24 protein-coding genes and 1 pseudogene are annotated in these 26,663 nt (G+C 66.7%); 12 read left to right on the top strand and 13 right to left on the bottom strand.

Annotation, left to right across the window (positions count from 1 at the left end; all coding sequences use genetic code 11):
- Window positions 1-34 precede the first annotated feature (34 nt).
- The 5 genes from msrB to C8N44_RS06900 all read left to right on the top strand — a co-directional run bounded on the left by msrB (window position 35) and on the right by C8N44_RS06900 (window position 4,589).
- Window positions 35-484 carry a peptide-methionine (R)-S-oxide reductase MsrB gene (gene msrB / locus C8N44_RS06880; RefSeq protein WP_107975451.1) on the top strand — a complete coding sequence of 150 codons (450 nt, stop codon included), beginning with the start codon at window positions 35-37 and terminating at the stop codon, window positions 482-484.
- Window positions 481-990 (top strand): peptide-methionine (S)-S-oxide reductase MsrA, encoded by a 510-nt coding sequence (msrA, locus tag C8N44_RS06885; RefSeq protein WP_107975452.1) that lies wholly within the window; start codon window positions 481-483, stop codon window positions 988-990. Before msrB ends, msrA begins: the two co-directional genes overlap by 4 nt.
- A gap of 124 nt (window positions 991-1,114) precedes the next feature.
- The gene (locus C8N44_RS06890; protein WP_107975453.1) at window positions 1,115-1,732 is read left to right on the top strand and encodes a class I SAM-dependent methyltransferase; all 618 of its coding nucleotides are present in this window, start codon (window positions 1,115-1,117) and stop codon (window positions 1,730-1,732) included.
- A gap of 179 nt (window positions 1,733-1,911) precedes the next feature.
- Window positions 1,912-3,936, top strand: coding sequence for an NADPH-dependent 2,4-dienoyl-CoA reductase (locus C8N44_RS06895; protein WP_107975454.1), 2,025 nt, complete (start codon window positions 1,912-1,914; stop codon window positions 3,934-3,936).
- A 92-nt stretch (window positions 3,937-4,028) separates the two neighbouring features.
- Window positions 4,029-4,589 (top strand): type 1 glutamine amidotransferase domain-containing protein, encoded by a 561-nt coding sequence (locus C8N44_RS06900; protein WP_107975455.1) that lies wholly within the window; start codon window positions 4,029-4,031, stop codon window positions 4,587-4,589.
- Window positions 4,590-5,120: 531 nt separating this feature from the next.
- Here the strand turns inward: C8N44_RS06900 and C8N44_RS23795 are convergent.
- Both C8N44_RS23795 and C8N44_RS06910 read right to left on the bottom strand, forming a co-directional pair.
- Window positions 5,121-5,438: pseudogene (locus C8N44_RS23795) on the bottom strand (hypothetical protein).
- Window positions 5,435-6,637 (bottom strand): pyridoxal phosphate-dependent aminotransferase, encoded by a 1,203-nt coding sequence (locus tag C8N44_RS06910; RefSeq protein WP_107975456.1) that lies wholly within the window; start codon window positions 6,635-6,637, stop codon window positions 5,435-5,437. Before C8N44_RS06910 ends, C8N44_RS23795 begins: the two are co-directional and overlap by 4 nt.
- 90 nt (window positions 6,638-6,727) lie before the next feature.
- On the opposite strand from C8N44_RS06910, the gene C8N44_RS06915 reads away from it, so the two are divergent.
- The 3 genes from C8N44_RS06915 to C8N44_RS06925 all read left to right on the top strand — a co-directional run bounded on the left by C8N44_RS06915 (window position 6,728) and on the right by C8N44_RS06925 (window position 7,978).
- Entirely contained in the window at window positions 6,728-7,120 is a 393-nt protein-coding gene (locus C8N44_RS06915) for a helix-turn-helix domain-containing protein (RefSeq protein ID WP_107975457.1), read from the top strand.
- The gene (locus C8N44_RS06920; RefSeq protein WP_107975458.1) at window positions 7,117-7,386 is read left to right on the top strand and encodes a succinate dehydrogenase assembly factor 2; all 270 of its coding nucleotides are present in this window, start codon (window positions 7,117-7,119) and stop codon (window positions 7,384-7,386) included. Before C8N44_RS06915 ends, C8N44_RS06920 begins: the two co-directional genes overlap by 4 nt.
- Window positions 7,387-7,480: 94 nt before the next feature.
- Window positions 7,481-7,978 carry a MarR family winged helix-turn-helix transcriptional regulator gene (locus C8N44_RS06925; protein WP_107975459.1) on the top strand — a complete coding sequence of 166 codons (498 nt, stop codon included), beginning with the start codon at window positions 7,481-7,483 and terminating at the stop codon, window positions 7,976-7,978.
- Here the strand turns inward: C8N44_RS06925 and C8N44_RS06930 are convergent.
- From C8N44_RS06930 to C8N44_RS06940, 3 genes are read right to left on the bottom strand one after another with little or no spacing between them, the layout of a single operon-like run.
- The gene (locus C8N44_RS06930) at window positions 7,972-8,694 is read right to left on the bottom strand and encodes a DUF1194 domain-containing protein (RefSeq protein ID WP_244641015.1); all 723 of its coding nucleotides are present in this window, start codon (window positions 8,692-8,694) and stop codon (window positions 7,972-7,974) included. The genes C8N44_RS06925 and C8N44_RS06930 overlap by 7 nt on opposite strands.
- On the bottom strand, window positions 8,691-9,341 hold the full coding sequence (locus tag C8N44_RS06935; RefSeq protein ID WP_244641014.1) for a DUF1194 domain-containing protein: 651 nt from the start codon (window positions 9,339-9,341) through the stop codon (window positions 8,691-8,693). Before C8N44_RS06935 ends, C8N44_RS06930 begins: the two co-directional genes overlap by 4 nt.
- 44 nt (window positions 9,342-9,385) lie before the next feature.
- Window positions 9,386-9,820 carry a VOC family protein gene (locus C8N44_RS06940; RefSeq protein WP_107975589.1) on the bottom strand — a complete coding sequence of 145 codons (435 nt, stop codon included), beginning with the start codon at window positions 9,818-9,820 and terminating at the stop codon, window positions 9,386-9,388.
- Between the two features lie 198 nt (window positions 9,821-10,018).
- On the opposite strand from C8N44_RS06940, the gene thyX reads away from it, so the two are divergent.
- The 3 genes from thyX (at window position 10,019) to parE (ending at window position 14,282) form a co-directional block, all read left to right on the top strand.
- On the top strand, window positions 10,019-10,924 hold the full coding sequence (thyX, locus tag C8N44_RS06945; protein ID WP_107975460.1) for an FAD-dependent thymidylate synthase: 906 nt from the start codon (window positions 10,019-10,021) through the stop codon (window positions 10,922-10,924).
- Between the two features lie 8 nt (window positions 10,925-10,932).
- Entirely contained in the window at window positions 10,933-11,733 is an 801-nt protein-coding gene (locus tag C8N44_RS23125; protein ID WP_146178815.1) for a hypothetical protein, read from the top strand.
- Window positions 11,734-12,323: 590 nt separating this feature from the next.
- Window positions 12,324-14,282, top strand: a complete 1,959-nt coding sequence (parE, locus tag C8N44_RS06950) for a DNA topoisomerase IV subunit B (RefSeq protein ID WP_107975461.1) — start codon at window positions 12,324-12,326, stop codon at window positions 14,280-14,282.
- A 226-nt stretch (window positions 14,283-14,508) separates the two neighbouring features.
- Here the strand turns inward: parE and mtgA are convergent, their stop codons facing one another.
- From mtgA to C8N44_RS06970, 4 genes are all read right to left on the bottom strand, one after another.
- Window positions 14,509-15,270 carry a monofunctional biosynthetic peptidoglycan transglycosylase gene (mtgA, locus tag C8N44_RS06955; RefSeq protein ID WP_107975462.1) on the bottom strand — a complete coding sequence of 254 codons (762 nt, stop codon included), beginning with the start codon at window positions 15,268-15,270 and terminating at the stop codon, window positions 14,509-14,511.
- A gap of 202 nt (window positions 15,271-15,472) precedes the next feature.
- On the bottom strand, window positions 15,473-20,011 hold the full coding sequence (gltB, locus tag C8N44_RS06960; protein ID WP_107975463.1) for a glutamate synthase large subunit: 4,539 nt from the start codon (window positions 20,009-20,011) through the stop codon (window positions 15,473-15,475).
- A 2-nt stretch (window positions 20,012-20,013) separates the two neighbouring features.
- Window positions 20,014-20,445, bottom strand: coding sequence for a GFA family protein (locus C8N44_RS06965; protein ID WP_158274017.1), 432 nt, complete (start codon window positions 20,443-20,445; stop codon window positions 20,014-20,016).
- Between the two features lie 57 nt (window positions 20,446-20,502).
- Complete coding sequence (locus C8N44_RS06970) at window positions 20,503-21,939, bottom strand: NAD(P)-dependent oxidoreductase (RefSeq protein WP_107975465.1); 1,437 nt, start codon at window positions 21,937-21,939, stop codon at window positions 20,503-20,505.
- 219 nt (window positions 21,940-22,158) lie between these two features.
- Between C8N44_RS06970 and C8N44_RS06975 the strand changes: the two genes are divergently transcribed.
- Window positions 22,159-22,962 carry an undecaprenyl-diphosphate phosphatase gene (locus C8N44_RS06975; RefSeq protein ID WP_107975466.1) on the top strand — a complete coding sequence of 268 codons (804 nt, stop codon included), beginning with the start codon at window positions 22,159-22,161 and terminating at the stop codon, window positions 22,960-22,962.
- Window positions 22,963-22,968: 6 nt separating this feature from the next.
- Here the strand turns inward: C8N44_RS06975 and C8N44_RS06980 are convergent, their stop codons facing one another.
- The 4 genes from C8N44_RS06980 to C8N44_RS06995 all read right to left on the bottom strand — a co-directional run bounded on the left by C8N44_RS06980 (window position 22,969) and on the right by C8N44_RS06995 (window position 26,657).
- The gene (locus C8N44_RS06980) at window positions 22,969-23,442 is read right to left on the bottom strand and encodes a 23S rRNA (pseudouridine(1915)-N(3))-methyltransferase RlmH (RefSeq protein WP_107975467.1); all 474 of its coding nucleotides are present in this window, start codon (window positions 23,440-23,442) and stop codon (window positions 22,969-22,971) included.
- 1 nt (window position 23,443) lies between these two features.
- The gene (gene rsfS / locus C8N44_RS06985) at window positions 23,444-23,824 is read right to left on the bottom strand and encodes a ribosome silencing factor (protein WP_373282693.1); all 381 of its coding nucleotides are present in this window, start codon (window positions 23,822-23,824) and stop codon (window positions 23,444-23,446) included.
- A gap of 206 nt (window positions 23,825-24,030) precedes the next feature.
- Window positions 24,031-26,370 carry an aldehyde dehydrogenase family protein gene (locus tag C8N44_RS06990; RefSeq protein ID WP_107975469.1) on the bottom strand — a complete coding sequence of 780 codons (2,340 nt, stop codon included), beginning with the start codon at window positions 26,368-26,370 and terminating at the stop codon, window positions 24,031-24,033.
- Complete coding sequence (locus tag C8N44_RS06995) at window positions 26,370-26,657, bottom strand: hypothetical protein (protein WP_158274018.1); 288 nt, start codon at window positions 26,655-26,657, stop codon at window positions 26,370-26,372. The genes C8N44_RS06990 and C8N44_RS06995 overlap by 1 nt, the downstream gene beginning before the upstream one ends.
- Between the last annotated feature and the right edge of the window lie 6 nt (window positions 26,658-26,663).

Consider the following 26,663-nt stretch of genomic DNA (forward strand, 5'->3'; position numbering starts at 1 on the left):
CCATCTTAAGGGACAAGACCATTGGAGGGAGATCATGGCCAGTTACGAACGCCGCCCGGAGGTCATCGACAGCCTCGACCCCGAGCAATACCGGGTCACCCAGCAGAGCGGGACCGAGCGTCCCGGCACGGGCAAGTACCTCTCGAACAAGGAGCCGGGGATCTACGTCGACGTGGTCTCGGGCGAGCCGCTGTTCGCGAGCTCTGACAAGTACGAGTCCGGCTGCGGCTGGCCGAGCTTTACCAAGCCGATCGAAAAAACCTACGTGCAGGAGCTGCGGGACACCACCCACGGGATGGTCCGTACCGAGGTGCGCAGCACCCACGGCGACAGCCACCTGGGCCACGTTTTTCCCGACGGGCCCATGGACCGCGGCGGCCTGCGCTATTGCATCAACTCCGCCAGCCTTCGCTTCGTCCACCGCGACGACATGGAAGCCGAGGGTTACGGCGCCTATCTGGACCAGGTCGAGGAGGTCACATGAATCTCGAACGCGCAGTGCTCGCCGGGGGCTGTTTCTGGGGCATGGAAGAACTGATCCGCCGCATGGACGGGGTCGAGAAGACCCGCGTCGGCTATACCGGCGGCGACGTGAAGAATGCCACCTACCGCAACCACGGCACCCACGCCGAGGGGATCGAGATCATGTTCGATCCCGCCCGCATCAGCTATCGCGAAATCCTGGAGTTCTTCTTCCAGATCCACGATCCCACCACGCTGAACCGCCAAGGCAATGACATCGGCATGAGCTACCGCTCGGCCATCTACTACGTGGACGAGGACCAGCGTCAGTGCGCCCTGGACACCATCGCCGACGTGGAGGCCTCGGGGCTCTGGCCCGGCAAGGTCGTGACCGAGGTCGAGCCGGTGGGCGACTTCTGGGAAGCCGAGCCCGAGCACCAGGACTACCTGCAGCGCTACCCCGGCGGCTACACCTGCCACTTCCCGCGCGCCGACTGGGTCCTGCCCCGTCGCGACGCCGCCGAATAGGCGTTCCGGGACTACCGGACACAGATGGCCCCCAGCGGAAACGCCGGGGGTCTTTTTCGTGGTTTCGCCTTGCCGCCCGCGCGGGAGCCGCTATCCCGCCGGCAGAGGTTGAAGGAGGTGAGCGATGACACGCAGGGAAGCATACTGGGACAAGGCGGCCCCCCAATACGCCACCCAGCCGGTCAAGGACGTGGTCTCCTACGAGGCCCGGCTCGAGCGTGTTCGCGCCTGGCTCACCCCCGGCATGGAGGTGCTGGAGCTTGCCTGCGGCACCGGCGAGACGGCGCTGAGACTCGCCGGGACCGGCGCCCGCATCGAGGGCACAGATTTCTCGGGCGAGATGATCCGCGTCGCCCAGGAAAAGGCCGCCGAGGCGGGCGCCAACAACGTGAGCTTCCGCAAGGCGGATCTGGCGAAGGCCGCCGCTGGCCGCCGCTACGACGCGGTCATGGCCTTCAACATCTTGCACCTCATCGACGACGTCGAGGGCACGCTGGCGCAGATCCGCGGCGCGCTGAACGAAGGCGGGCTGCTGCTCTCCGTGACCCCCTGCCTCGCCCGCAATTACAAGATCCGGCTGAGCCTGCTGCCCATGCGCCTGATGGGCAAGGAGCCGAAGATGCGTTTCTTCACGGTCGAGAAGCTGGACGGGATGATCCGCGACGCCGGCTTCGAGATCCTGGAAACCGGCGACTATCCCAAGTGGCTGCCCAACCACTTCGTCGTGGCCCGCGCGGTCTGATCGGGGCGCCCGGGTATCCATGGGGGGTGGGGGCGCTGCCCCCGCCGCGGCTGCGCCGCGTCTCCCCCGAGGTATTTTCGGGCGAGAAGAAACCGGGGGCGGCGCGCTCTGACGTCACGTTTGACGGTGACAGGCCGGGGCGGATCATGTGTGATCCGCGCCCAAAGGGAGGGCCTGCCATGAGTGATTATCCGCACCTGTTCCAGCCGCTGGACCTGGGCTTCACCACGCTGAAGAACCGCGTGATCATGGGGTCCATGCACACCAACCTCGAGGAGGTGGGCGACTGGACCCGGGTGGAGGAATTCTACGCCACGCGGGCGCGCGGCGGCGTGGGGCTCATGGTGACCGGCGGCATGGCGCCCAACCGCGAGGGCGGCGTCTTTCCCGGCGCGGCGGGGCTGTTTTCCGACGAGGATATCGCACGGCACCGGGGCGTGACCGACAAGGTGCATGCCGCAGGCGGCAAGATCGCCATGCAGATCCTGCACGCGGGGCGCTATGCCTACAGCCCCGAGTGCGTGGCCCCCTCGGCGATCAAATCGCCGATCTCTCCCTTTCCGCCCAAAGAGCTGGACGAGGACGGCATCGAGAAGCAGATCGCCGACATCGCCACCGCCGCGGCGCGGGCGCGCGAGGCCGGCTACGATGGGGTCGAGGTGATGGGATCGGAGGGCTATTTCCTCAACCAGTTTCTTGTCACCCACACCAACAAGCGCGCCGATCGCTGGGGCGGCTCCTACGAGAACCGCATGCGCCTGCCGCTGGAGGTGCTGCGCCGGGTGCGCGCGGCGGTGGGCCCGGATTTCATCGTGATCTACCGCCTGTCGATGATCGACCTCGTGCCGGGCGGGTCGAGCTTCGAGGAGGTGGTGCAGCTTGCGCAGGAGGTCGAAAAGGCTGGCGCCGACATCATCAACACCGGGATCGGCTGGCACGAGGCGCGGGTGCCGACCATCGTGACCTCGGTTCCCCGGGCGGGCTTCGCCTGGGTCACGAAGAAGCTCATGGGCAAGGTGGGCATCCCGGTCATCACCTCGAACCGGATCAACACGCCCGAGGTGGCCGAGGGCCTGCTGGCCGAGGGCGTGGCCGACATGGTGAGCCTCGCGCGACCCTTCCTCGCCGATCCTGATTTCGTGGCCAAGGCCGAGGCGGGCCGCGCCGACACGATCGCGCCCTGCATCGCCTGCAACCAAGCCTGTCTCGACCACACCTTCCAGGGCAAGGTGTCGACCTGCCTGGTGAACCCCAAGGCCTGTCACGAGACCGAGATCGTGGTGACGCCCACCGACGCGCCCAGGCGCGTAGCGGTGGTGGGTGCCGGTCCCGCGGGGCTGGCGGCCGCGATCACGGCGGCGGAGCGGGGGCACGCGGTGACGCTCTTCGATCGCGACACGGTCATCGGCGGGCAGCTCAACATGGCGCGTGTGATCCCCGGCAAGGAGGAGTTCCACGGGCTGGTCGACTGGTTCGACACCATGCTGACAGAGCGCGGCGTGACGCGGGCGCTGGGACAGGCGGTCACCGCCGAGGACCTGGAGGGCTTCGACGAGGTGATCATTGCCACCGGCGTCATCCCCCGCGATCCGCAGATCCCCGGGCAGGATCATCCCAAGGTGAAGGGCTACGTGGACGTGCTGAAGCGGGGCGCCGAGGTGGGGCGCCGCGTGGCGGTGATCGGCGCGGGCGGCATCGGCTTCGACGTGTCGGAGTTCCTCGTGACGGGCGACAGCCCGACGCTCGACCTGGCCGAGTGGATGCGCGAATGGGGCGTGACCGACCCGGCCGAGGCGCGGGCGGGGCTTGCGCCGGAAGGTCCGCAGCCGCATCCCGCCATCCGCGAGGTCACGCTTCTGCAGCGCAAGAAGGAAAAGCCCGGCAAGCGGCTGGGCAAGACCACCGGCTGGATCCACCGCGCGGGGCTTCAGATGAAGGCCGTGGCCATGAAGACCGGCGTGAACTACGAGCGGATCGACGACGCGGGCCTGCATGTGTCCTACGGCGAGGGGCGCGAGAGCCCCGAGGTCATCGCCTGCGACACGGTGGTGCTTTGTGCCGGGCAGTTGAGCGAGCGCAGCCTTGCCGACGCGTTGGCTGCGAAGGGCATCGCCGCGCACGTGATCGGCGGGGCCGACGTGGCGGCGGAGCTCGACGCCAAGCGGGCCATCGACCAGGGCACGCGGCTTGCCACCACGTTGTGAGGACGGCGGGAACTGCCCCGCCCCCCTTTCGAGTTGTGGGGATGAAGGCGGGCGGCAAGCCCGCCCGCCACAAGAACGGAAGGAGATACGCAATGCCTGTCATTCAAGACTCCAAGATCCTCGTCATCGCCACCAACGGCTTTGAGCAATCCGAGCTGGAGGTGCCCCGCGACGCCCTGCGCGAGACCAAGGCGACCGTCCATGTCGCCAGTCTCGACGGCAAGTCCATCAAGGGCTGGGACGGCGACGACTGGGGTGACACCATCGAGGTCGACACCTCGCTCGACCAGGTGAAATCGCGCGACTACGACGCGCTTGTGATCCCGGGCGGCCAGATCAACCCCGACATCCTGCGCGTGAACCAGGACGTGCTGAACCTCGTCAAGGATTTCCACAACGAGGGCAAGGTGGTCGCCGCGATCTGCCACGGTCCCTGGCTGCTGGTCGAGACCGGCATCGCGAAGGGCCGCCAGATGACCTCGTTCAAGTCGATCAAGACCGACGTCGAGAACGCCGGCGCCCAGTGGGTCGACGAAGAGGTCGTGGCCGACAACGGCATCGTGACCAGCCGCAACCCCGGCGATCTGAAGGCCTTCGTGGCCAAGATCATCGAGGAAGTGCAGGAAGGCTTGCACGACCGGCAGGCTGCGTAAGGCCCTGTCCCGAGGGTGTCCCGGGCCGGGACATCCTTCGGCGCACGGAAAATCAATGAGTTACAGAGACGGATTAACCATCTCTTAGGTTTGTCCCAGTGTGACCCGCTTTTGAAGACGCTCGCCGGACCAGCTCTGGCGAGCGTTTTTCGTGCCAAGCGCGGGCGCGGCTCGAGCGGAAGATACCACCAGCATCCGTTGGGCAAGCCGTGTGCTGCTCGTTCCGGGACGCTCCGCGGCAGTCCGCCTTTTCCGCCGGAAACTTAAGCCGATCAGGGCGGCCCAGACTGAAGCGGCCGCGAGGCGTGACGGGCACGCGCGCCAGCAGCGCGGAGGAAGCGAACCTTCGAGCCATGCCCTGAGAAGCCCGGAACAAGGGGCTTCAGCCCCGCCGGGCCAGCGCCAGACCGCGCGGACGGTCCGGCGCTGGCTCGGCTTGCGTTGCGCTGTCGCCAAACGCGCCCTCCGGGGAGGTCGGGCGGGGCCCGCGGCTGGTCCGCTCCGGACGGGGCACAACCCCTAGCTCGCCCCCTACCCCTTCTTCCTCGTCAGGCGGTCGGCCTTCTTGCGGACCAGGACCTCGCGCAGGTCGTGCATGGCGCGCAGCAACGCGTCGGTGACCTCTTCGAGATCCGAAGCCGACGAGGGCCCTGGACTGCGCCCACTGGGCAGTCAGGTTCAGGTGATCCACGGTGCGGTCGCCCTGCGGCCGGACCTCGCCGCGGGGGACGTTGACCGTGGCGATCTGTTGCACTCAATGCGGCCCTGCCGGATCTCGGTATCAAGACGGAAAACGACGGCGCCGTTCTCGCGCACGCGGAAATAGAGATCCGGCAGGGCCTCAGTCAGGTCAGCCCGCCGACGAAGGCCGCGATGCGGTTGCAGGCGTCTTCGAGCACCTCGTCCGAGGTGGCGTAGCTGATGCGGAAGGCGGGCGAGAGGCCGAAGGCCGCGCCGAAGACCACCGCAACGCCCTGCTCCTCGAGCAGGGCCGAGGCGAAGGCCTCGTCGCTGTCGATGATGCGGCCGCCGGCGCTGGTGGCACCGATCAGGCCCTTGATCGAGGGATAGACGTAGAAGGCCCCCTCGGGGCGGGGGCACTCGATCCCCTCGATGGCGTTCAGCCGGTCGACAACCAGATCGCGCCGGCGGCGGAAGACCTCGGCCCGCTCGGCCAGGAACTCCTGCGGGCCGCTCAGCGCCGCGACCGAGGCCCACTGGCTGATCGAGGTGGGGTTCGAGGTCGACTGCGTCTGCAGCTTGCGCATGGCGGCGATCAGCTGCTCGGGGCCGCCGGCATAGCCGATGCGCCAGCCGGTCATGGCATAGGCCTTGGAGACGCCGTTCACGGTCAGCGTGCGGTCGTAGAGACCGGGCTCGACCTGCGCGGGCGTCACGAAACGGAAGCCGTCATAGGCGAGGTGCTCGTACATGTCGTCGCTCATCACGTGCACCTGCGGGTGGCGCATCAGCACGTCGGTCAGCGCCTTGAGCTGCGGCTCGGTATAGCCCGCGCCGGTGGGGTTCGAGGGCGAGTTGAAGATCAGCCACTTGGTGCGCGGCGTGATCGCCGCCTCTAGCGCCTCGGCCGTGATCTTGTAGCCGTCCTCGGGACGGCTCTCGATCACGACGGGCTCGCCGCCGGCCAGCTTGACCATGTCGGGATAGCTCACCCAGTAGGGCGCGGGGATGATGACCTCGTCGCCCGGGTCCAGCGTCGCCATCAGGGCATTGTAGAGCACCTGCTTGCCGCCGGTGGCGACGCTGATCTGCGCGGGCGTGTAGGTCAGCCCGTTCTCGCGCTTGAACTTGTCGCAGATCGCCTGTTTCAGCTCGGGAATGCCGTCGGGGGCGGTGTACTTCGTTTTCCCTTCTTCGATTGCCGCAATCGCCGCGTCCTTGATATGCTCGGGCGTGTCAAAGTCGGGCTCGCCGGCGCTGAGACTCAGGATGTCCCGCCCCGCGGCGGCCAGTTCGCGTGCCGTCTGGGAAATGGCCACGGTGGGCGAAGGCGCGATGCGGTCGAGTTTTTGGGAAAGAAAGGTCATGGGCTCCCGCCGGTTTGAACAAGATCGCCATTTGTCTTAGGGACGTGGCACCCAGCGCGCAAGCGGCCCCAGGGGCCCAAGGGAGGAAAGATGGACGACACCACCGACTGGTACGGGCCCGAGGCCGCCACCTTCGGCGACAGGCTCGCCGCCGCCCGCGATGCCGCCGGCATGACCCAGGAAGATCTCGCACGGCGCCTCGGCGTCAAGCTCGAGACGCTGCGCCGCTGGGAAGAGGACCTTGCCGAGCCGCGCGCCAACCGGCTCAACATGGTGGCCGGGCTGCTGAACGTGTCGATGATCTGGCTGATCACCGGCGAGGGCGAGGGCGTCGCCTCTCCGGACGAGGACCCGTTGCCCACCGACATCGACCGGGCGCTGGTGGAGCTGCGCGCGATGCAGACGCAGATGAAGCGCCAGGCCGAGAAGATGGGCAAGCTCGAGAAGCACCTGCGCGCCCTGCTCAAGGAGCACAGCGCATGAACGAGCCGCGCGAGATCCGCCTCAAGCGCCTGACCATGCGGTCCATGCGCCGGGGCATCAAGGAAATGGACATCCTGCTCTCGCGCTTTGCCGCGGCACGGCTTTCCGGAATGGATGCCGCGGCGCTCGATCTCTACGAGGCCCTGCTCGAGGAAAGCGACCAGGATCTCTACCAGTGGGTGTCGGGCCAGGTGCCCGCCCCCGACGTCTATGCGCCGCTGATCGCCGAGATCGCCGAGGCCTCGCAGGAGCGGGCCGCGAAATAGTTTCAATTTTCGCAGTCTATCTCGACACTTAAGGTATTATTTGCGTTTTCCGCCGAGAACCGTCCTCCAAGACGATCCAAGGCGGAGACGGCAGATGAGCATCCATGCGTCCGTGAACAAGCGCGGCGACCAGGGCTTCATGACGGGCTACCTGGAGGCGCTGGGGCTTGTCGAACGGCTTCACCGTCTGCTTCTCGACGTGATCAAGGACGAATTCGAGCGGGTCGGTATCATCGACATCAACGCCGTGCAGGCGCTGCTATTGTTCAACATCGGCGACAACGAGGTGACGGCGGGCGAGCTCAAGACCCGCGGCTACTACCAGGGCAGCAACGTCTCCTACAATCTGAAGAAACTCGTCGAGACCGGCTACATGCACCACCAGCGGTGCGAGATCGACCGCCGCTCGGTCCGGGTGCGCCTGACCCAGCGCGGGCGCGAGATCCGCGATCTCGTGGGCGATCTCTTCAACCGCCACGCCGAGGGCCTGCAGAGCCGGGGCGTGATCGATCACGCGGGCCTCGAAGAGATCACCGTGGCCCTGCGGCGGCTCGAACGCTACTGGACCGACCAGATCCGCTACATCTACTGACTGCCGCCCCCTGACGGCCCGACGCTTCCGGCGTCGCCGATCACCATGGCCTGCAGTTCCTTCTCGAGCTTGCGCACCATGGCCTCGCGGTAGGCCTCGAACCCCAGTGCGGTTTCGACAAAGGCGCCCGGCCCCTCGATCACATAAGCACGATAGTAGGCGATCAACTCGCCGATGCCCGGCGTGCCGCCCCGATCGTCGCGCTGCACCTCTCCGATCACCAGCCCGTTCACCGTGATCCCCTCGGGGCGGACCTGCTGCGGCCGGGGCCCGCTGTTGGACTTGCCGTCGCCCGAGATATCAAGCACCTGCCGCCAGCACTCACTGCGCCGCGCCAGCAGCGCCGCGCCATAGGCCTTGGCCTCACCCAGCGCGGTGGCGGGATCGCCCTCGACCCGCCCCACGCCGCGCAGCCGGGCCACCACGTACTCCAGCGCCGCGTCGGAAGTGATATCGGTCCAGTCCAGCAGCAGCCGCTGCACGCCCGGGCCACTCCACTCGAAGACCGCCAACGTCACAGGCGCCTGCGGCATCTGCAGGAGCGTGTCGCGCACGCCGGGGTCCGACAGCGCATCGGCCAGGCCGTCCATCTGAAACCGGTACTCGCGCGCGTCGACCGAGCCCGAAACGTCGAGCCCCAGCGCCAGCGCCATCCGGCAGGCCGCCTGCGCCGGCACGGCCGCCAGCAGCGCCAGGACCAGCAGAAGCGCCCTCACCCGGGCGGGTCCAAGGGCAGCGCGCCACCGCCCACCTGGATGTCGTTGATCTCGCGGAAGAGCTTGCGCTCCATGGCCCGGCGGTAGCCGGCATAGCCCGGCGCGGTCTCGACAAAGGCGCCGGGGCCGTATTGCACCTCGAACTCGTAGTGGTCGAGCACGGCGGGATCCGCGCCCAGCACCGCGAGCCCGTTCACCGTCACGCCCTCGAAGGGGAAGTTGCGGTAGGCCAGCGTCGGCCAGAACCCGTCGTTGGTGACCCCGTCGCCCGACACGTCGATCACCCGCCGCAGGCAATCGGGCCCGCGCGCCAGCAGCCCCGCCCCGTAGCCCAGCGCATAGCCCATGGCGGTGGGAAACCGGCTGTAGGAGCGCTGCGCCCCGCCGATCCGTCGCGCCGCCGCCGTGATCGCCGCCTCGCTGTCGAGCCTCACCCAGTCGAGCACCACGCTGTTCTGCCGCCGGCCGCTCCATTCATAGACGCCAAGAGCCACCACGCCCTGTCCCGACAGGATCGCGCGGCGCACGTCGGGGGACAGCAGCGCCGCCGCCACCCCCTCTTTCTGGAGCCGGTATTCCTGCGCGTCGACCGAGGAGGACACATCCAGCGCCAGCAGCAGCGCAAGGCGGCAATCGCCCTGCGCCAAGGCCCCTCCCGGCGCGGCAAGCGCCAGGCAGAGGGCCAGGAGCCTTACCAATGGCCCGTGTTTTCCATGCTCGCCCAGGGCTCCTGCGGGGGCTTCGGATCGCCCTGCTGCAGAAGCTCGATCGACACGTTGTCGGGGCTGCGCACGAAGGCCATGTTGCCGTCGCGCGGCGGGCGGTTGATGGTCACGCCGTTGTCCATCAGGTGCTGGCACATCTCGTAGATGTCGGGCACCGTGTAGGCGAGGTGGCCGAAGTGGCGGCTGTCGCTGGGCAGCCCCTCGTCGCCGTCCCAGTTGTAGGTCAGCTCCACGTCGGCGGTGCCGTCGTCCTGCTCGGGCGGGCAGAGGAAGACCAGCGTGAAGCGGCCCTTCTCGTTCTCCGACCGGCGGCGTTCCTTCAGGCCCAGCAGCTCGTAGAAGGCGATGGACTTGTCCAGGTCCTTCACGCGCACCATGGTGTGGATGTAGCGAATACCCATGTGTTCCTCATCTTTCTCGGTGATGACCGGGGATGCCCCGGACTTGGTCCCAAGACTAGAGGCCCCGGCGCGCTTGTCGAGGGGCCAGAGCGCCCCCTGCCCCACGCTACCCGAAAGCTACCGCATCTGGTGGTTGGCCCCGGCGCGCGCGGCCATATAAGGTGGTCTCTGACTCAGATCCCCGGGAAAGGATTCGCCATGCCCCTGTCGCCCGAGCAAGAGGCCGAGATCGCGGCCCAGCGCAGTGAAAGCCACCAGACCCTGCGCGCCACCGCGCCGGGGATGGAGCAGCACCTCTACACCGCGCATCCCGTGCTCGACCACGGATTTGTCCGGGTGATCGACTACATGGGCGACGATTCCGCCATCACCCAGGCCGCGCGGGTCAGCTACGGCCGTGGCACGAAAAGCGTCAGCAACGACGAGGGCCTGATCCGCTACCTCATGCGGCACTGGCACTCGACCCCCTTCGAGATGTGCGAGATCAAGCTGCACGTGAAGCTGCCGGTCTTCGTCGCGCGCCAGTGGATCCGCCACCGCACCGCCAACGTGAACGAATATTCCGCGCGCTATTCGATCCTCGACCGCGAATTCTACATCCCCGCGCCCGACAGCCTCGCCGCGCAGAGCACGACCAACAACCAGGGCCGGGGCGACGTCCTGGAAGGTGCCGAGGCGCAGCGCGTGCTCGACATCCTGCGCGACGATTCCATGCGCGCCTACGATCATTACGAGGAGATGATCTCGCAGGACGGCCAGCAGGGCCTTGCCCGCGAATTGGCCCGCATGAACCTGCCCGCCAATATCTACACTCAGTGGTATTGGAAGGTGGACCTGCACAACCTTCTGCATTTCCTGCGCCTGCGCGCCGACGCCCACGCGCAATACGAGATCCGCGTCTATGCCGAGGCCATCGCGAAACTCGTCGCCGACTGGGTGCCCGCCACCTACAAGGCCTTCGAGGACTACCGCATGGGCGGCGCGACGCTCAGCGCCACGGGGCTTGAGTGCATCCGCCGGATGCTCAAGGGTGAGACGGTGACGCAGGAAAACTCCGGCATGTCCAAGGGGGAATGGCGGGAGTTTGAAGGATTGTTGGGATGAGTGAATAAATGGGGCAGAAAAAGCGGCGCTTGGAAAGGCTCAAGAAAGACCACCCTTTCTGCTGCTTTTGCGGTGGCACACGGGAAACAGAAACGATCGAGCACGCGCCGCCAAAAGCCTTCTTCAAGGACAAAGCACGACTCCGGGGCCTTGAGTTTCCGGCCTGCAAGAGGTGCAACAATGGCTCATCCCAGCTAGATCAAGTCGCCTCCTGGGTAGCATACGGAATGGGCTTAATTCGCCGCGACGACCCACAGGACGGATACTGGGAGAAGCTCTCGCGTGGAGTAAAAAATAATACACCTGACGCCCTTGAATGCATCCAAACAGAACGTGCCGAGAGAATTTGGTGGTGGAACGGATACAAGGTTGAAGCGGAAGCAATGAGTGTTCCAATGGGAGTCGAGATTTTTCAAAAATATCTCAACCCTTGGGCCGCAAAGCTTGGCTATGCTCTTTGGTATAATCATACCAGTACGATACTACCTCCGGAAGGGAGAGTATGGGTTCGCTGGATTACCAATGATGCGATAATTAAAGACGGGCTTCCTGAGGTGGTATCTCGGATGCCCGAAATTACATATGCGCTGATGAATGGGAAGAAGGAGAGTGCAGACCAATTCCATTACCGCGCACATCATGACAAAGACAATGCGACTTTTATATTTTTCGTTGGCGCACATTCTTCCTCCGGCATCGCCATTGCTGCCTCCGAAAAGCATGCAGCGCGAATAGGGGAAGGCGCGGAAGCCTCGACCGTTTTCAATACTTCTGAGAGATTTGGCATTCAGAGCATTGAGCGCCACTAACTGGCGCAAAGAAAGTCATTATCATCTTGTGGTGGACCTGACCGCTTGGCTCCAACGGCCAAACCAGAATCTACCCCCGGGGCGACCAGCCCCGGGCCGCGCCCGACCTCCCCCGGAGGGCGCGTTTGGCGAGGTCCCACGACATTCGTCCGACACACGGATCTTTCGAGATAAACCGCTTCCCACAGACCTTCCGAACGCGCCCCCCAGGTCGGGCGCGACCCGGGGCCGGTCTTGAAACCCTGACGGTGCGCCGCCGCATCCGGCGAAGTCCCGCGACACGCACCCGGTACACGGGGCTTTCGGGACAAACCGCCTCCCACAGGCGTCCCCGGACGCGCCTCCCAGCTCGGGCGCGGCCCGGGGCCGGTCTCGGCCCCAAACGACGCGGGAGCGGGTCGCGGAGGGCCTGTCCCGGGGACATCCTTAAGGCATGGTAAACGCGACAAGCTAAGCCATTGAAATTACACGCGCCGAAAAATGTCCCGGCCCGGGACATCCCCCGGGACGACGTCACGGGCGGGGTTCCCTGCCCCGGTCTGCTCTGACATACTGCGGGGCAATCCAAGAACAGAGGCGAGCAGCAGCCCATGGCCGACGACCTTCTCAACGCCGCCGACGACCCGACCTATGACGCCTCCTCGATCGAGGTGCTCGAAGGGCTGGAGCCCGTCCGCAAGCGCCCCGGCATGTACATCGGCGGGACCGACGAACGCGCGCTCCATCACCTCGTGGCCGAGATCCTCGACAACTCCATGGACGAGGCCGTCGCCGGCCACGCCAACCGGATCGAGATCGAGCTGGGCGCGGATTATTCGATCATGATCCGCGACAACGGCCGCGGCATGCCCTTCGATCCGCACCCCAAGTTCCCCGGTAAGAGCGCCCTCGAGGTGATCCTCTGCACGCTGCACGCGGGCGGTAAGTTCTCGGGCAAGGCCTACGAGACTTCGGGCGGCCTGCACGGCGTCGGCGCGTCGGTCGTGAACGCCCTGTCGGACACGATGGTGGTCCAGGTCGCCCGCAACAAGGAGCTGCACGAGCAGCGCTTTTCCCGTGGCAAGCCGCTGGGCCCCGTGACGCAGGTGGGCGCCGCCCCGAACCGCCGGGGCACCACGGTGACCTTCCACGCGGATGAAGAGATCTTCGGCTCGCACCGCTTCAAGCCCGCGCGGCTCTTCAAGCTGGCGCGCTCCAAGGCCTATCTCTTCTCGGGAGTGGAGATCCGCTGGAAGTCGGCCATCGACGACGGCGAGACGCCGACCGAGGCCGTGTTCCACTTCCCTGGGGGCCTGTCGGACTACCTGCAGGAGACGCTGGGGGGTGCGACCACCTACGCCGAGCGTCCCTTCGCCGGCACGGTGGAGTTCCGCGAGAAGTTCAACGCGCCGGGCAAGGTCGAATGGGCGATTAACTGGACCCCCTCGCGCGACGGTTTCATCCAGAGCTACTGCAACACCGTGCCCACCCCCGAGGGCGGCACCCACGAGGCGGGCTTCTGGGCCGCGATCCTCAAGGGCATCCGCGCCTACGGCGAGCTCGTGGGCAACAAGAAGGCCGCGCAGATCACCCGCGAGGACCTGATCACCGGCGGCTGCGCTCTGGTTTCGTGCTTCATCCGCGAGCCCGAGTTCGTGGGCCAGACCAAGGACCGCCTTGCCACCACCGAGGCGCAGCGGCTGGTCGAGGGCGCGGTGCGCGACCACTTCGACAACTGGCTGGCGGCGGACACGAAATCGGCGGGCGCGATCCTCGATTTCCTCGTGCTGCGCGCCGAGGAGCGCCAGCGCCGCAAGCAGGAGAAGGAGACCGCCCGCAAGACGGCCACCAAGCGCCTGCGCCTGCCGGGCAAGCTGTCGGACTGCACCAACAAGGCCCGCGAGGGCACGGAGCTGTTCATCGTCGAGGGCGACTCGGCTGGCGGCTCGGCCAAGGGCGCGCGCTTCCGCGAGAGCCAGGCGCTGCTGCCGCTCAAGGGCAAGATCCTGAACGTGCTGGGCGCGGCCTCGAACAAGCTGACCTCGAACGCCGAGATCCGCGATCTTTGCGAGGCGCTCGGCGTGGGCCTGGGCAGCAAGTTCAACCTCGACGACCTGCGCTACGACAAGATCATCATCATGACCGACGCCGACGTGGACGGCGCGCATATTGCCTCTCTGCTGATGACCTTCTTCTACACGCAGATGCGGCCGTTGATCGACAACGGGCATCTCTACCTGGCCTGTCCGCCGCTCTACCGCCTGACGCAGGGCGCCAAGCGGGTCTACGTCTCGGACGATGCCGAGAAGGACCGGATCATGGCCAAGGGGCTTGGCGGCAAGGGCAAGATCGACATGCAGCGCTTCAAGGGTCTGGGCGAGATGGACGCCAAGGACCTGAAAGAGACGACCATGGATCCGGCCACCCGCAAGCTGATCCGCGTCACCATCGACGAGGACGAGCCCGGCGAGACCGGGGACCTGGTGGAGCGACTGATGGGCAAGAAACCCGAGCTGCGGTTCCAGTACATCCAGGAGAACGCCCGCTTCGTGGAAGAACTGGACGTGTGATCTGGCTTTGGCCCGGGGCGCACCTGCGGTCCGGGTGATGGCGTAGAGGGCCGCGCGCGACCCTTGGGCAGGCGCATCGCGGCGCTGGTGGCGAGCGGTTTATCCCGAAAGATCCTTGCGACGGCTGAATGGCACAGGACCTCGCCAAGGCGCCCTCCCGGGGCGAGTGTCGGGCGCGGCCCGGGGGCTGGTCGCCCCCGCGCCCAAAGCCCTCTGAAGACAGCCCCTACTCGAAACAGTCCGACCGACCGTCGGCCGCAATTGTGGCGGCGCCACTCTGGATGCTGCGGGCGCGGCGCTCGACAAAGCTTGAAGGCGCGGCGGGTGAGCGGTCCTTGGGGTCGGGCAGCACGGCGGCCAAAAGCGCAGACTCGCGGGCGCTGAGGTCTGCTGCGCCCACACCGAAGTAATGCGCGGCGGCGGCCTCGACTCCGAAGATGCCCTCGCCGAATTCGGCCACGTTCAGATAGACCTCGAGGATGCGCCGCTTCGGCCAGATGGCCTCGACCGCCGGGGTCATGACGGCTTCGAGCGCCTTTCGCAGATAGTTGCGCCCGTGCCAGAGGTAGACGTTCTTGACCACCTGCTGCGAGATGGTGCTGCCGCCGCGCTGCGCCCCGTCCTCGATCGCCTTGCGGATAGCGTCCATGTCGAAGCCCCAGTGGCGGCAGAAGTTGGCGTCCTCGGCGGCGACGGCGGCGCGCAGCATCTCGGGCGCGATCTCGTCGGCGGGGATCCAGACCCGCTCGACCCCGTCGAGGCGCTTGCCCTCGGACCAGATGTAATAGGTCGTGGGCGGCGGCACCACGCGGTAGAGCAGGATCATTCCAAAGCCGAGCAGGACGATCGCGGCGACCGCCCGCAGCCCCCAGCGCAGCAGAAGCCGCCCCGGACGGAGCGGCTTGCGCGTGGATTTCGCCGTCTTGGCGGTCTTGCCGCCGCCCTTCTTGCTGCCGGTTTTCCCGGTCGATTTTGCCCGTGTCGCCATGTCGTCACCCTACCGTCCGCACCCCGCGGGAGAAAGCCCGTAGCGCCCCTGCCCTGCCGTTACCATCCCATGCGCGCAACAGATGCCCGATGCGCGACAGCTCCCCTCTCCCCTCCGGGGGAGAGGGTCAGAGTGAGGGGCGGGAGAGGACGAAAAAGGGGGCGCCAGAAGCGCCCCCCTTGTGCCACCGATGGGTGACGGATCACTCGGCCGGAACGGCCGCGAGGTCTTCTTCGATGCCGATGGGGTGCTCGAGCTTGTCCAGCATTTCCTTCGGGCAGACCTGCACGAACTTGCCCTTCTCGAGCTCCCAGTTCTGGAGGATGTCCAGCGCCTGGCGGCTCTTGGTCTCGGCCGCGTGGCGTTCGATCAGACCCTTGAGCTCTGTCTCCCAGACCTCCTGCGTGACCGGGCAGGTCACGAGGCTCTCCATGTTCATGAGGTCGGGGGCCAGCCCATCGGGGTCGTAGAGGTAGGCCATGCCGCCGGTCATGCCGGCGCCGAAGTTGGCACCGATGGGCCCGAGGATCACGGCGACGCCGCCGGTCATGTACTCGCACCCGTTGGAGCCGCAGCCCTCGACCACCACATGGGCGCCCGAGTTCCGCACGGCGAAACGCTCGCCCGCGCGGCCCGCGGCGAAGAGATAGCCCGCCGTCGCACCATAAAGCACCGTGTTGCCGATGATCGTGTTCTTCGACGCCTGCAGGGGGCTCATCATCGGCGGGCGCACCACGACGGTGCCCCCCGAAAGGCCCTTGCCCACGTAGTCGTTGGCATCGCCCGAGACCTCGAGCTTGAGACCCGGTGCCGCGAAGGCGCCCAGCGACTGGCCCGCGCTGCCCGTGAGCTTCACGTGCAGGTGGTCGGGCTGGAGCGCGTTGCGCATGCCGAACTTGCTCACGATGTGCGAACTGATGCGCGTGCCCACAGTGCGGTGCGTGTTCATCACCGCGTAGGAAAGCTGCATCTTCTCGCCGTCCTGCAGGAAGCGCGCCGCGTCACGCACGATCTCGGCGTCGAGCGTGTCGTCCACCTCATTGCGAGCCTTGTCGCGGTCGTAGACGTTGTCCTGCGAGCCGTCGACGCGGATGAGCAGCGGGTTGAGGTCGAGATCGTCCAGATGCTCGGACCCGCGGCTGACCTGGCGCAGCAGGTCGGCGCGGCCGATCACCTCGTCAAGCGACCGCGCCCCGATGGAGGCGAGGATCTCGCGCACTTCCTGGGCGTAGAAGGTGATGAGGTTCACCACCTTGTCGGCGTTGCCGGTGAACTTCTCGCGCAGGCTTTCGTCCTGCGTGCAGACGCCTACGGGGCAGGTGTTGGACTGGCACTGGCGGACCATGATGCAGCCCATGGCGATCAGCGCGGCGGTGCCGATGCCGTATTCCTCGGCCCCGAGCATGGCGGCCATGACGATGTCACGGCCCGTGCGCAGCCCGCCGTCCGTGCGCAGCGTCACGCGCGACCGCAGGTTGTTCATCGACAGCACCTGGTGCGCCTCGGTCAGGCCCATCTCCCACGGGAGACCGGCGTACTTGATCGAGGTCGCGGGCGAGGCGCCCGTGCCGCCGTTGTGACCCGAGATCAGGATCACGTCGGCCTTGGCCTTGGCCACGCCCGCAGCGATGGTGCCGACACCGGACGATGCCACGAGCTTGACCGTCACCTTGCAGCGCGGGTTGATCTGCTTGAGGTCGTAGATCAGCTGCGCGAGGTCCTCGATCGAGTAGATGTCGTGGTGCGGCGGCGGCGAGATCAGCGTCACGCCGGGGGTCGAGTGCCGCAGGCGCGCGATGAGCTTGGTCACCTTCATGCCGGGCAGCTGCCCGCCCTCGCCGGGCTTGGCGCCCTGCGCGACCTTGATCTCGAGCTCTTCGCAGTGGTTCAGGTACTCGGCGGTGACGCCGAAGCGGCCCGAGGCCACCTGCTTGATCTTGGCCGACGGGTTGTCGCCGTTGGGCTCGGGCACGAAGTGTGCCGGATCCTCGCCGCCCTCACCGCTGTCCGACTTGGCGCCGATGCGGTTCATGGCGACGTTGAGCGTCTTGTGCGCCTCGGGCGACAGAGCCCCCAGCGACATGCCCGGCGTCACGAACCGCTTGCGGATCGAGGTGATGCTCTCGACCTCTTCCAGCGGGATCGGGTTGCCGATGGGCTTGATCGCCAGCAGATCGCGCAGGTGAATGGGCGGGTTGGCCTGCATCGCCTTGGAATAGGTCTTCCACATCTCGAAGCTGGCGCGGTTGCAGGCCGCCTGCAGCAGGTGCATGCCCTGCGGCCCCCAGGCGTGGGTCTCGCCCGACTTGCGCATCTTGTAGAAGCCTCCGATGGGCAGCACGTCGCGCCCACCGCGATAGGCCAGCGCGTGCACTTCCTCGGCCTTGGTCTGAAGACCGGTGAGGCCGATGCCCGAAATCCGGCTGATGAGCCCCGGGAAATACTCGGCACACATGGCGCGGCTGAGGCCCACCGCCTCGAAGTTGAGACCGCCGCGGTAGGACGAGATGACCGAAATGCCCATCTTGGACATGATCTTCAGCAGGCCCTGATCGACCGCCGAGCGGTAGCGTTCGACCGCCTCGGTCAGGGACATCTTCAGCAGGCCGCGCTCGATGCGGTCGGCCAGGCTGTCCTCGGCAAGATAGGCGTTCACGATGGTCGCACCCGCGCCGATCAGCACGGCGAAGTAATGCGGATCGACGCATTCCGCAGAGCGAACGTTGATCGAACAGAAGGTCCGCAGGCCGCGCCGCGTCAGGTGGCTGTGCACCGCGCTGGTCGCGAGGATCATCGGCATCGCGACCTTCTGTTCGTCCACCTTCTCGTCGGAGAGGATGATGTGCCCGGCGCCCGAGCGCACGGCATCCTCGGCCTCGGAGCGGATCCGCTCGAGCCCGTCGCGCAGCGCGGTCGGACCGCTGGTGAAGGTACAGTCGATCTCGACGCAGGGCGCGTTGAACTGGCTTTTCAGCGCCTCGAACTGGGCGTTGCCCACGAAGGGCGTGTCGAGCACGAGGATCTCGGTCTGCGAGCTGCTTTCGTCCAGCACGTTCTTGAGGTTGCCGAACCGCGTCTTGAGCGACATCACGCGGAATTCGCGCAGGGAGTCGATCGGCGGGTTCGTCACCTGGCTGAAGTTCTGGCGGAAGTAGTGCGAGAGCGGCCGGTATTTCTTGGACAGAACCGCCGAGGGCGTGTCGTCGCCCATGGAGGCGATCATTTCCTTGGCGTCCTCGGCCATCGGCGCGAGGACGGATTCCAGCTCTTCGATGGTGTAGCCGGCAGCGATCTGGCGGCGGCGCAGCTCCGAGCCGGTGAAGATCGGCTTCTCGGTCACCTCCGACAGCGGCTCGTCGAGCTCGGTGATCTTGCCGACCCATTCGCCGAAGGGCTGACTGGCGGCCAGGCGGTCCTTGATCTCGGTGTCGTGGTAGAGCTGGGCTTCCTTCATGTCGACGGCGATCATCTGCCCGGGGCCGAGAGCCCCCTTCTCGCGCACGGTGGCCTCATCCGTGGGCACCATGCCCGCCTCGGAGCCCGCGATCAGCAGGTTGTCGCCCGTCACCACGTAGCGCATGGGCCGCAGGCCGTTGCGGTCGAGCCCGCCGCACACCCATCGGCCGTCGGTCATGGCCAGCGCCGCGGGGCCGTCCCAGGGCTCCATGACCGAGTTGCAGTAGGAATACATGTCACGCCAGGGCTCGGGCAGCTCGATCGTCTGCTTGGACCAGCTTTCCGGCACCATCATGGTCTTGGCCATGGGCGCATTGCGCCCGGCGCGCACCAGCACCTCGAAGACGGCATCAAGCGCCGCGCTGTCGGACGCACCCGTAGCGATGATCGGCTTGATGTCCTCGGCCATCTCGCCGAAGGCGCCCGAGGCCATGCGGATCTCGTGGCTCTTCATCCAGTTGGTGTTGCCCTTCAGCGTGTTGATCTCGCCGTTGTGGGCGAGCATGCGGAACGGCTGGGCCAGCCACCACTGCGGGAATGTGTTGGTCGAATAGCGCTGGTGATAGATCGCGAAGGCCGATTCAAAGCGCTCGTCCTTGAGGTCCGGGTAGAACTCGGACACGTCCTGCGCGAGCATCATGCCCTTGTAGATGATCGACCGGCAGGACAGCGAGGCGATGTAGAGCCCGGTGATGCCCGCCGAGGACGCCGCCTTCTCGATCCGGCGGCGGATCACGTAAAGTTCGCGCTCGAAGGTTTCCTCGTCCACGCCCTTGGCGTTGGAAATCAGGATCTGCTCGATCTCGGGGCGCGTTGCGTTGGCCTTGTCACCAAGGCAGTCCACGTCCACCGGCACGTGCCGCCAGCCGTAGATGTAGTGGCCCATGCGCAGGACCTCAGTCTCGACGATGGTCCGGCAGGTTTCCTGCGCGTTGAAGTCCGTGCGCGGCAGGAAGACCTGCCCCACGGCCATGAGTTCGTCCTTGCGGGGCGTGTGGCCGGTGCGGTCGATCTGGTCGTAGAAGAATTCGACCGGGATCTGCACGTGGATGCCCGCGCCGTCGCCGGTGCGACCGTCGGCATCGACCGCGCCGCGGTGCCAGACGGCCTTCAGCGCCTTGATGCCGGATTCCACCACTTTGCGGCTTTTCTGGCCGTCAATGCTGACGACAAGGCCCACCCCGCACGAGCTGTGCTCGTCCTCGGGGCTGTAGAGGCCCTTTTCCGCCATCATGGCGCGTTTCGCTTCCTCGCGGGCCACCCAGTCTGCGTCATACGTGGACATGGTCAAACCTCCTGATCCAGATGCGGATTACCCGCCTGATACGCGGCACGGCTGACCCTCTCGTGGTCGCCCGCCAGTTCAATTCCGCCAACCGCCCGGTCGGCATAGACAACGCGCGTCAGACGCGCCCCGCCGGCGTCTTCGAAAAGACCCGGCACAATTTCAAAGTAGCCGGCGTCGGCGCCTTCCACGTAGCGGAAGTAGAGCGCCGAGCCGCAGGTGTCGCACCAAGCCCGTTCGGCCAGACGCGACGAGCGATGCACCTTCACAGGCCCCTCGAAGCGGCACTGTTCCTCCGGGACCTCGATGCCGAACTGCACGCCCCCGCCCCAGCGGCGGCAGTTCTCGCAGAAGCAGCCCGAGATTTCGGCCATGGGTGCCGAAACCTTCACCGTGACGTCCCCGCAGAGGCAGCGTCCCGTCGTCGCAGTCATGGTCCCCCTCCGCGTCACGTTTCGATGAAAGGTCAGTTCCGCTGACCCAAACCGCATTCACTCGGCTGCGATGGCCCCCGCCGGGGCCAGGTCCCCGAGCACCGCATCGGCGCAGTCGCGCCCGTCGCGGATCGCCCAGACCACGAGGCTCGCGCCACGCACGATGTCGCCCACGGCGTAGACGCCCGGCAGGCTGGTGCGGCCGGTGGTGAACTCGGCCTTCACGGTGCCCCAGCGGGTCACTTCCAGTTCGGGCTGCCCCCAGAGGGTGGGCAGTTCCTCGGCCTCGAAACCCAGCGCCTTGATGACGAGGTCGGCGGGTTCCTCGTAGTCGGATCCCTCGATCACCTCGGGGCTCTGGCGGCCGGTGGCGTCGGGCAGGCCCAGACGCATCTTCTGCGCCAGCACGCCCTCGACCGGTTCGCCCTTGAAGCCCACGGGCGCCGTCAGCCATTCGAAGACCACGCCCTCTTCCTCGGCGTTGGCCACCTCGCGCTGCGAGCCGGGCATGTTGGCGCGGTCGCGGCGGTAGAGGCACTTCACGCTGGTCGCGCCCTGGCGGATGGCGGTGCGGACGCAGTCCATTGCCGTATCGCCGCCGCCGATGACCACGACCCGCTTGCCGTCAGCATTGAGCTCGCCGGATTTGAACTCGGGCACGTCATCGCCGAAGTTCGACGCGCGGTTCGAGGCGGTCAGGTAGTCGATGGCCCGCACGATGCCCTTGGCGCCCGATCCGGGCCCCTTGAGATCGCGGGACTTGTAGACGCCGGTGGCGATGATGACCGCGTCATGCTGTTCGCGGATGTCCTCGAAGCTCATGTCCTCGCCCACGCGGCAGTTCAGCACGAAGCGGACGCCGCCGGCCTCGAGCTGTTCATTGCGCCGCATGACGACGGGCTTCTCCAGCTTGAAGCCGGGAATGCCGTAAGTCATCAGCCCGCCCGCGCGGTCGTGGCTGTCGTAGACGGTCACCTGAAGGCCCGCACGGCGCAGGTAGTCCGCCGCGGCAAGCCCGCCGGGGCCGGCACCGATGATGCCAACGCTTTCACGGCGTTCCTCGGAGGGCGTGATGGGTTTCACCCAGCCTTCTTCCCAGGCGGTGTCGGTGATGTACTTCTCGACCGCGCCGATGGTGACGGTGCCGTGGCCCGACTGCTCGATCACGCAGTTGCCTTCGCAGAGACGGTCCTGCGGGCAGATGCGGCCGCAGATCTCGGGAAAGGTGTTGGTCAGCTGGCTGATCTCGTAGGCTTCCTGAAGCCGCCCCTCGGCGGTGAGCTTAAGCCAGTCGGGGATGTTGTTGTGCAGCGGGCAGTGGGACTGGCAGTAGGGAACGCCGCACTGGCTGCAGCGGCCCGACTGCTCGGCAGCCTTCTGGTCGGCGAACTCCGCGTAGATCTCGTCGAAGTCCTCTTTCCGCACACCGGCCTCCCGCTTCAGGGGCATCTGCCGCGGGGTGTGAACGAATTTGAGCATCGGCGTCTTGGCCATCTGGATCTCTCCGAAGTCCGGGGGTTGCGCGGGTCTTACACCATATGCCGGGCGCAATAAAAGTCAGCCTTACTGACATATATGGAGATTTTTTACGCTTCGGCAACCAATCCGTGTCGGAAAAGAGAGTTTTTAGGTATCAATCCGGACCTAACCTCTCTCTTTCGCTCAAAATCGCGGTCTGTATAGCTGTCGCCATACGGTGCGGAGCGATTTGCCATGACCCTTACCCATCTCCTGATCCTGGCGCTGATCCAGGGCATTACCGAGTTTTTACCGATTTCGTCTTCAGGTCACCTGATTCTTCTTCCCGGCCTGACAGGCATGGCCGACCAGGGACAGGCACTGGACGTTGCCGTCCATGTGGGCACGCTGGGGGCCGTGGTGCTCTACTTCTGGTCGGACGTGAAAGACGCACTGCAGGGGACGGGCCGCATGCTGACCGGCAAGGTGGACACGCCCAATGCCCGGCTTGCGCTCAACCTGCTCATCGCAACGATCCCGGTCATCATTCTCGGCCTGTTCCTCAGCGTGACGGGGCTTTCCGAAGCCCTGCGCTCGATCAAGGTGATCGGCTGGACCATGCTGGGCTTCGGCATCCTTCTCTACGTAATCGACCAGCGCGCCCCGGAAACAAGGACCTTCGAGGACTGGACACTTAGGCAAGCTGTCATCATGGGGCTATGGCAGGCGATTGCGCTGTTTCCCGGCACCTCGCGCTCGGGCATCACGATCACCGGGGCCCGACAACTGGGCTACGATCGCCACGACGGCGCGCGCATCGCGATGCTGATGTCCATTCCCACCATCCTCGCCTCGGGCGCCTTGCTGACCATCGAGGTGGCGGCCGACGCCAACGCGCAGGTGGCCCGCGACGGCGCCATCGGCGCCGCGCTGGCCTTTCTCGCAGCACTGGCGGCGCTCGCGATCATGATGCCGCTGACGAAGAAGATCAGCTTCACACCCTACGTGGTCTACCGGGTGATCCTCGGCGCGGTCCTGCTCTGGATCGCCTACACCTGAGGCCCCTCAGGCACGGTGATAGGGACTGCCCGTCAGGATCGTCGCCGCGCGGTAGAGTTGCTCGGCCATCATCACCCGCACCAGCTTGTGGGGCCAGACCATGGCCCCCAGCGACAGGCTGAAATCGGCCTCGGCCACGAAATCGCGCGCCAGCCCGTCGGCCCCGCCGATGACGAAGGACACGTCAGGTCGGCCGGTGTCGGCCCAGCCTCGCAGTTTTTCGGCAAGATCGGGGGAACTCAGCGTCGCGCCGCGTTCGTCCATGCAGACGACAAGCCCGCCCTTGGGCAGGCCCTTCCTCAGCAGCTCCGCCTCGCCGGCGGGGCCGCCGCCCTTGCGGTCGTCGACCTCGTGCTCGCCGCCGAAGCGCCAGCCCAGGGGCTTGGACGCCGCGGCAAAGCGCGAGACGTAGTCGTCGACCAGCGCACGTTCCTCGGAGCGGCCGGGCAGCCGTCCCACCGCGCTCAGATGCACCCGCATGTCAGCGGAGCGCGGTCTGTGCCTCGGCGCCGTTTACCGGCTGCCACATCTTCTCAAGCTGGTAGAACTCGCGCACCTCGGGACGGAAGACATGCACAAGCACGTCCCCTGCGTCGATCAGAACCCAATCGCCGCCTTCCTTGCCCTCGGACTTGCACAGGACACCGTGATCCTGCTTCAGCGTCTCTTCCACCTTGTCGGCGATCGCCGCCACCTGGCGCGACGAGCGCCCGGTGCAGATCACCATGTAGTCGCAGACGGCCGTCTTTCCGCGCAGGTCGATCTGCACGACATCCTCGGCCTTGTTGTCTGAGAGGGTGGTGAGAACGGCATCGAGCAGTCGTTCTCCGGTCAGTTCAAGCTGGGTCACGCCCATGGGCATCCCCGCGTCAGCGGCCTGCGCCGCACCTGCATGAGGTAACAGGACATAGTCCTCCTTCACTCCACGCGCCGGAACGCGCCCCGGCGCAAGACGTAACATAGGATAGCACCCGGCCCGCGAAATCTCAATGTCATGGGACGTGACGGCGCCGGGACGGCGGGAAAGCCCACCGTCGCCCCGTCATTTCGCCATCGAAAGCGCCGGTTTCAAGCCCCGTAGGGCACCCAGACGGTTTTCACCTCGGTCGCCGCCTCGAGGAAGAGCTGCCCCTCGCCCGCCGGCCCCATCCAGTCGCGCGCGGTGGTTTCGACCCATGTCCGCTTGAGGTTTCCCGCGCCCTCGCGCTCCACCACTTCGGCAAGCTCGGGGTCCGAGAAGGACCAGACCGCGTCGACGTCCAGATGCTTGGCCATGACCGGCGCAAGCTCGGCATGGCTGCCAGTCAGCAGGTTCACCACCCCCGCCGGGACGTCCGAGGTTTCGAGCACCTGCATGAACTCGGCCGCCATCAGCGGGAAGGGTTCGGAGGCCACCAGCACCACCCGATTCCCCATGGCGAGCGCCGGCCCCATGGCCGACACCAGCCCCAGCAGCGGGTGCGCATCGGGGCAGAGAGCGCCGATCACTCCGCAGGGTTCGCGCAGCGCCACGGCAAGGCCGCGCACCGGGGCCTGCGCCACGCGCCCGTCGAACTTGTCGGCCCAGGCGCCGTAGGTGAACAGCCGGTCGACCGAGGCCACGACCTCGTCCGCGCCGTCGCTTCCGCCGGTCAGGCGGTCGATGCGGGCGGCGATCTCGTCCGCGCGGGCCTGAAGGTTCTCGGCGATGTAGTAGATGACCTGCGCGCGGTTGTGGGCGCTCGCCCCGGACCAGGCCTTGGCACCGCGCGCGGCCTCGACCGCGTTGCGCAGGTCCTTGCGGTTCGACAGCGGCGCCTGTCCGATCAGCGCGCCCTCGGCATCGTAGACGTTGCGGGCATAACCGCCATCGGGGCGGGCCTGCTTGCCGCCGATGTAGAGCTTGGCAGTGCGGTCCACGTCCTGCGGTTCTGCCGTTTCGCCGACAAAGGCGGCGGTACGCACCAGCGGTGCGGCGCCGGAGGGTGCCTTGAGATAGGCGCCCAGCCCCTCCCAGCCGCCTTCGCGGCCAAAGCCCGACTCGCGCACGCCACCGAAGGGCGCCGCCGCGTCGAACATGTTCGACCCGTTCACCCAGACGACGCCCGCCGCCAGCTTTGGCGCCACATCGAGCGCGGTGTTCAGGTTCTCGGACCAGACCGAGGCCGCCAGCCCGTAGCGCGTGTTGTTGGCAAGCTGCACCGCCTCGTCCGGCGTGCGGAAGGTCGAGGACACCAGCACCGGGCCGAAGATTTCGTCCTGCATCAGCGCAGAGGCGGGCGAGAGCCCCGAGATCAGCGTGGGTGGATAGAAGCAGCCGTCGGGCATGGCGCAGGCGGCGCGGTGCACCTCGCCCTCGCCCGCGTGACGATCGACGAGCGAGCGGATGCGGGCCAGCTGTTCGGGATCGACGATGGCCCCCACGTCCACCGACTTGTCGAGCGGATCACCCACCCGCAGGTTGTCCATCCGGCGCTTGAGCCGCGCGTGGAATTCCTCGGCCACGCCTTCCTGCACCAGCAGGCGCGACCCGGCGCAGCAGACCTGCCCACCGTTGAACCAGATGGCGTCCACCAGCCCCTCGACGGCGGAATCCAAATCGGCGTCCTCGAAAACGATGTAGGGCGACTTGCCGCCAAGCTCGAGCGTCTGGGCGATGTCGCGGCCCGCCGTGGCGGCGCGGATCTTGCGCCCCACCTCGGTCGAGCCGGTGAAGGCGACCTTGTCCACGTCGGCATTCACGATCATCTCGCCCACGGCCCCGTCGCCGGTCACGATGTTGACCACGCCGCGCGGCAGGCCCGCCTGCCGGCAGAGATCGGCAAAGCAGAGCGCCGTGAGCGAGGTCCACTCGGCCGGCTTCAGCACCACGGTGTTGCCCGCCGCCAGCGCCGGGGCGACCTTCCACGCCAGCATCAGCAGCGGGAAGTTCCATGGGATGATCTGCCCGCAGACGCCCTGCGGCTCCATCCCCGGCAGTTCGCTGTCCATGAGCTGCGCGAGGCCCGCATGGTGGTAGAAGTGCCGCGCCACGAGCGGCACGTCGATGTCGCGGCTTTCGCGGATCGGCTTGCCGTTGTCGAGCGTCTCGAGCACCGCCAGCAGCCGCGCATGCTTCTGCACCAGGCGCGCCAGCGCGTAGAGGTAGCGCGCCCGCGCCTTGCCGCCCAGCGCCGCCCATCCGGGCTGCACGCTCCGCGCGGCGGTCACGGCGGCATCCACGTCGTCCTGCGTGGCCTGCGTCAGCGTGGCCAGCACCTCGTCCGTGGCGGGATTGCGGCTTTCGAAGCCTTCGCCCGGCGTGGTCATGGCCCCGTCGATGAAGTGGCCGAAGCGCGACCCCTGCTCGACGATCCAGGCCAGCGCATCGGCGGAGGATTCCGGGGCGGTGCCATAATCCATGGTCTCGAAGATTTCCTTGATGGTCATCAGATCGGGCCTCTCAGCAGGAGGAAGGCGACGTAGGCCAGCCAGAGAAAGGCCAGCCCCCAGACAAAGTACATGACGCGGGCGCTGCGCCGGTGCAGGGCGACATAGGATTCCATCCCCTCGGGCGTGGGCTGGGGCGGAAGGAAATCCGGCTCCTCGCCCAGCTGCCGCCGCAGGCGCGTGGGCAGGTCCCGCGCGGCGCGCTTGATCTTCTTGCGGCGCCAGGACTTGGCCCCGAGGAAGAGCGCCACGAAGACGCCGATCAACAGGACGCGGGGATCGTTCATCATGGC

Origin of the sequence: Allosediminivita pacifica (genome assembly GCF_003054175.1) — a bacterium.
Taxonomy (GTDB): Bacteria; Pseudomonadota; Alphaproteobacteria; order Rhodobacterales; family Rhodobacteraceae; genus Allosediminivita; species Allosediminivita pacifica.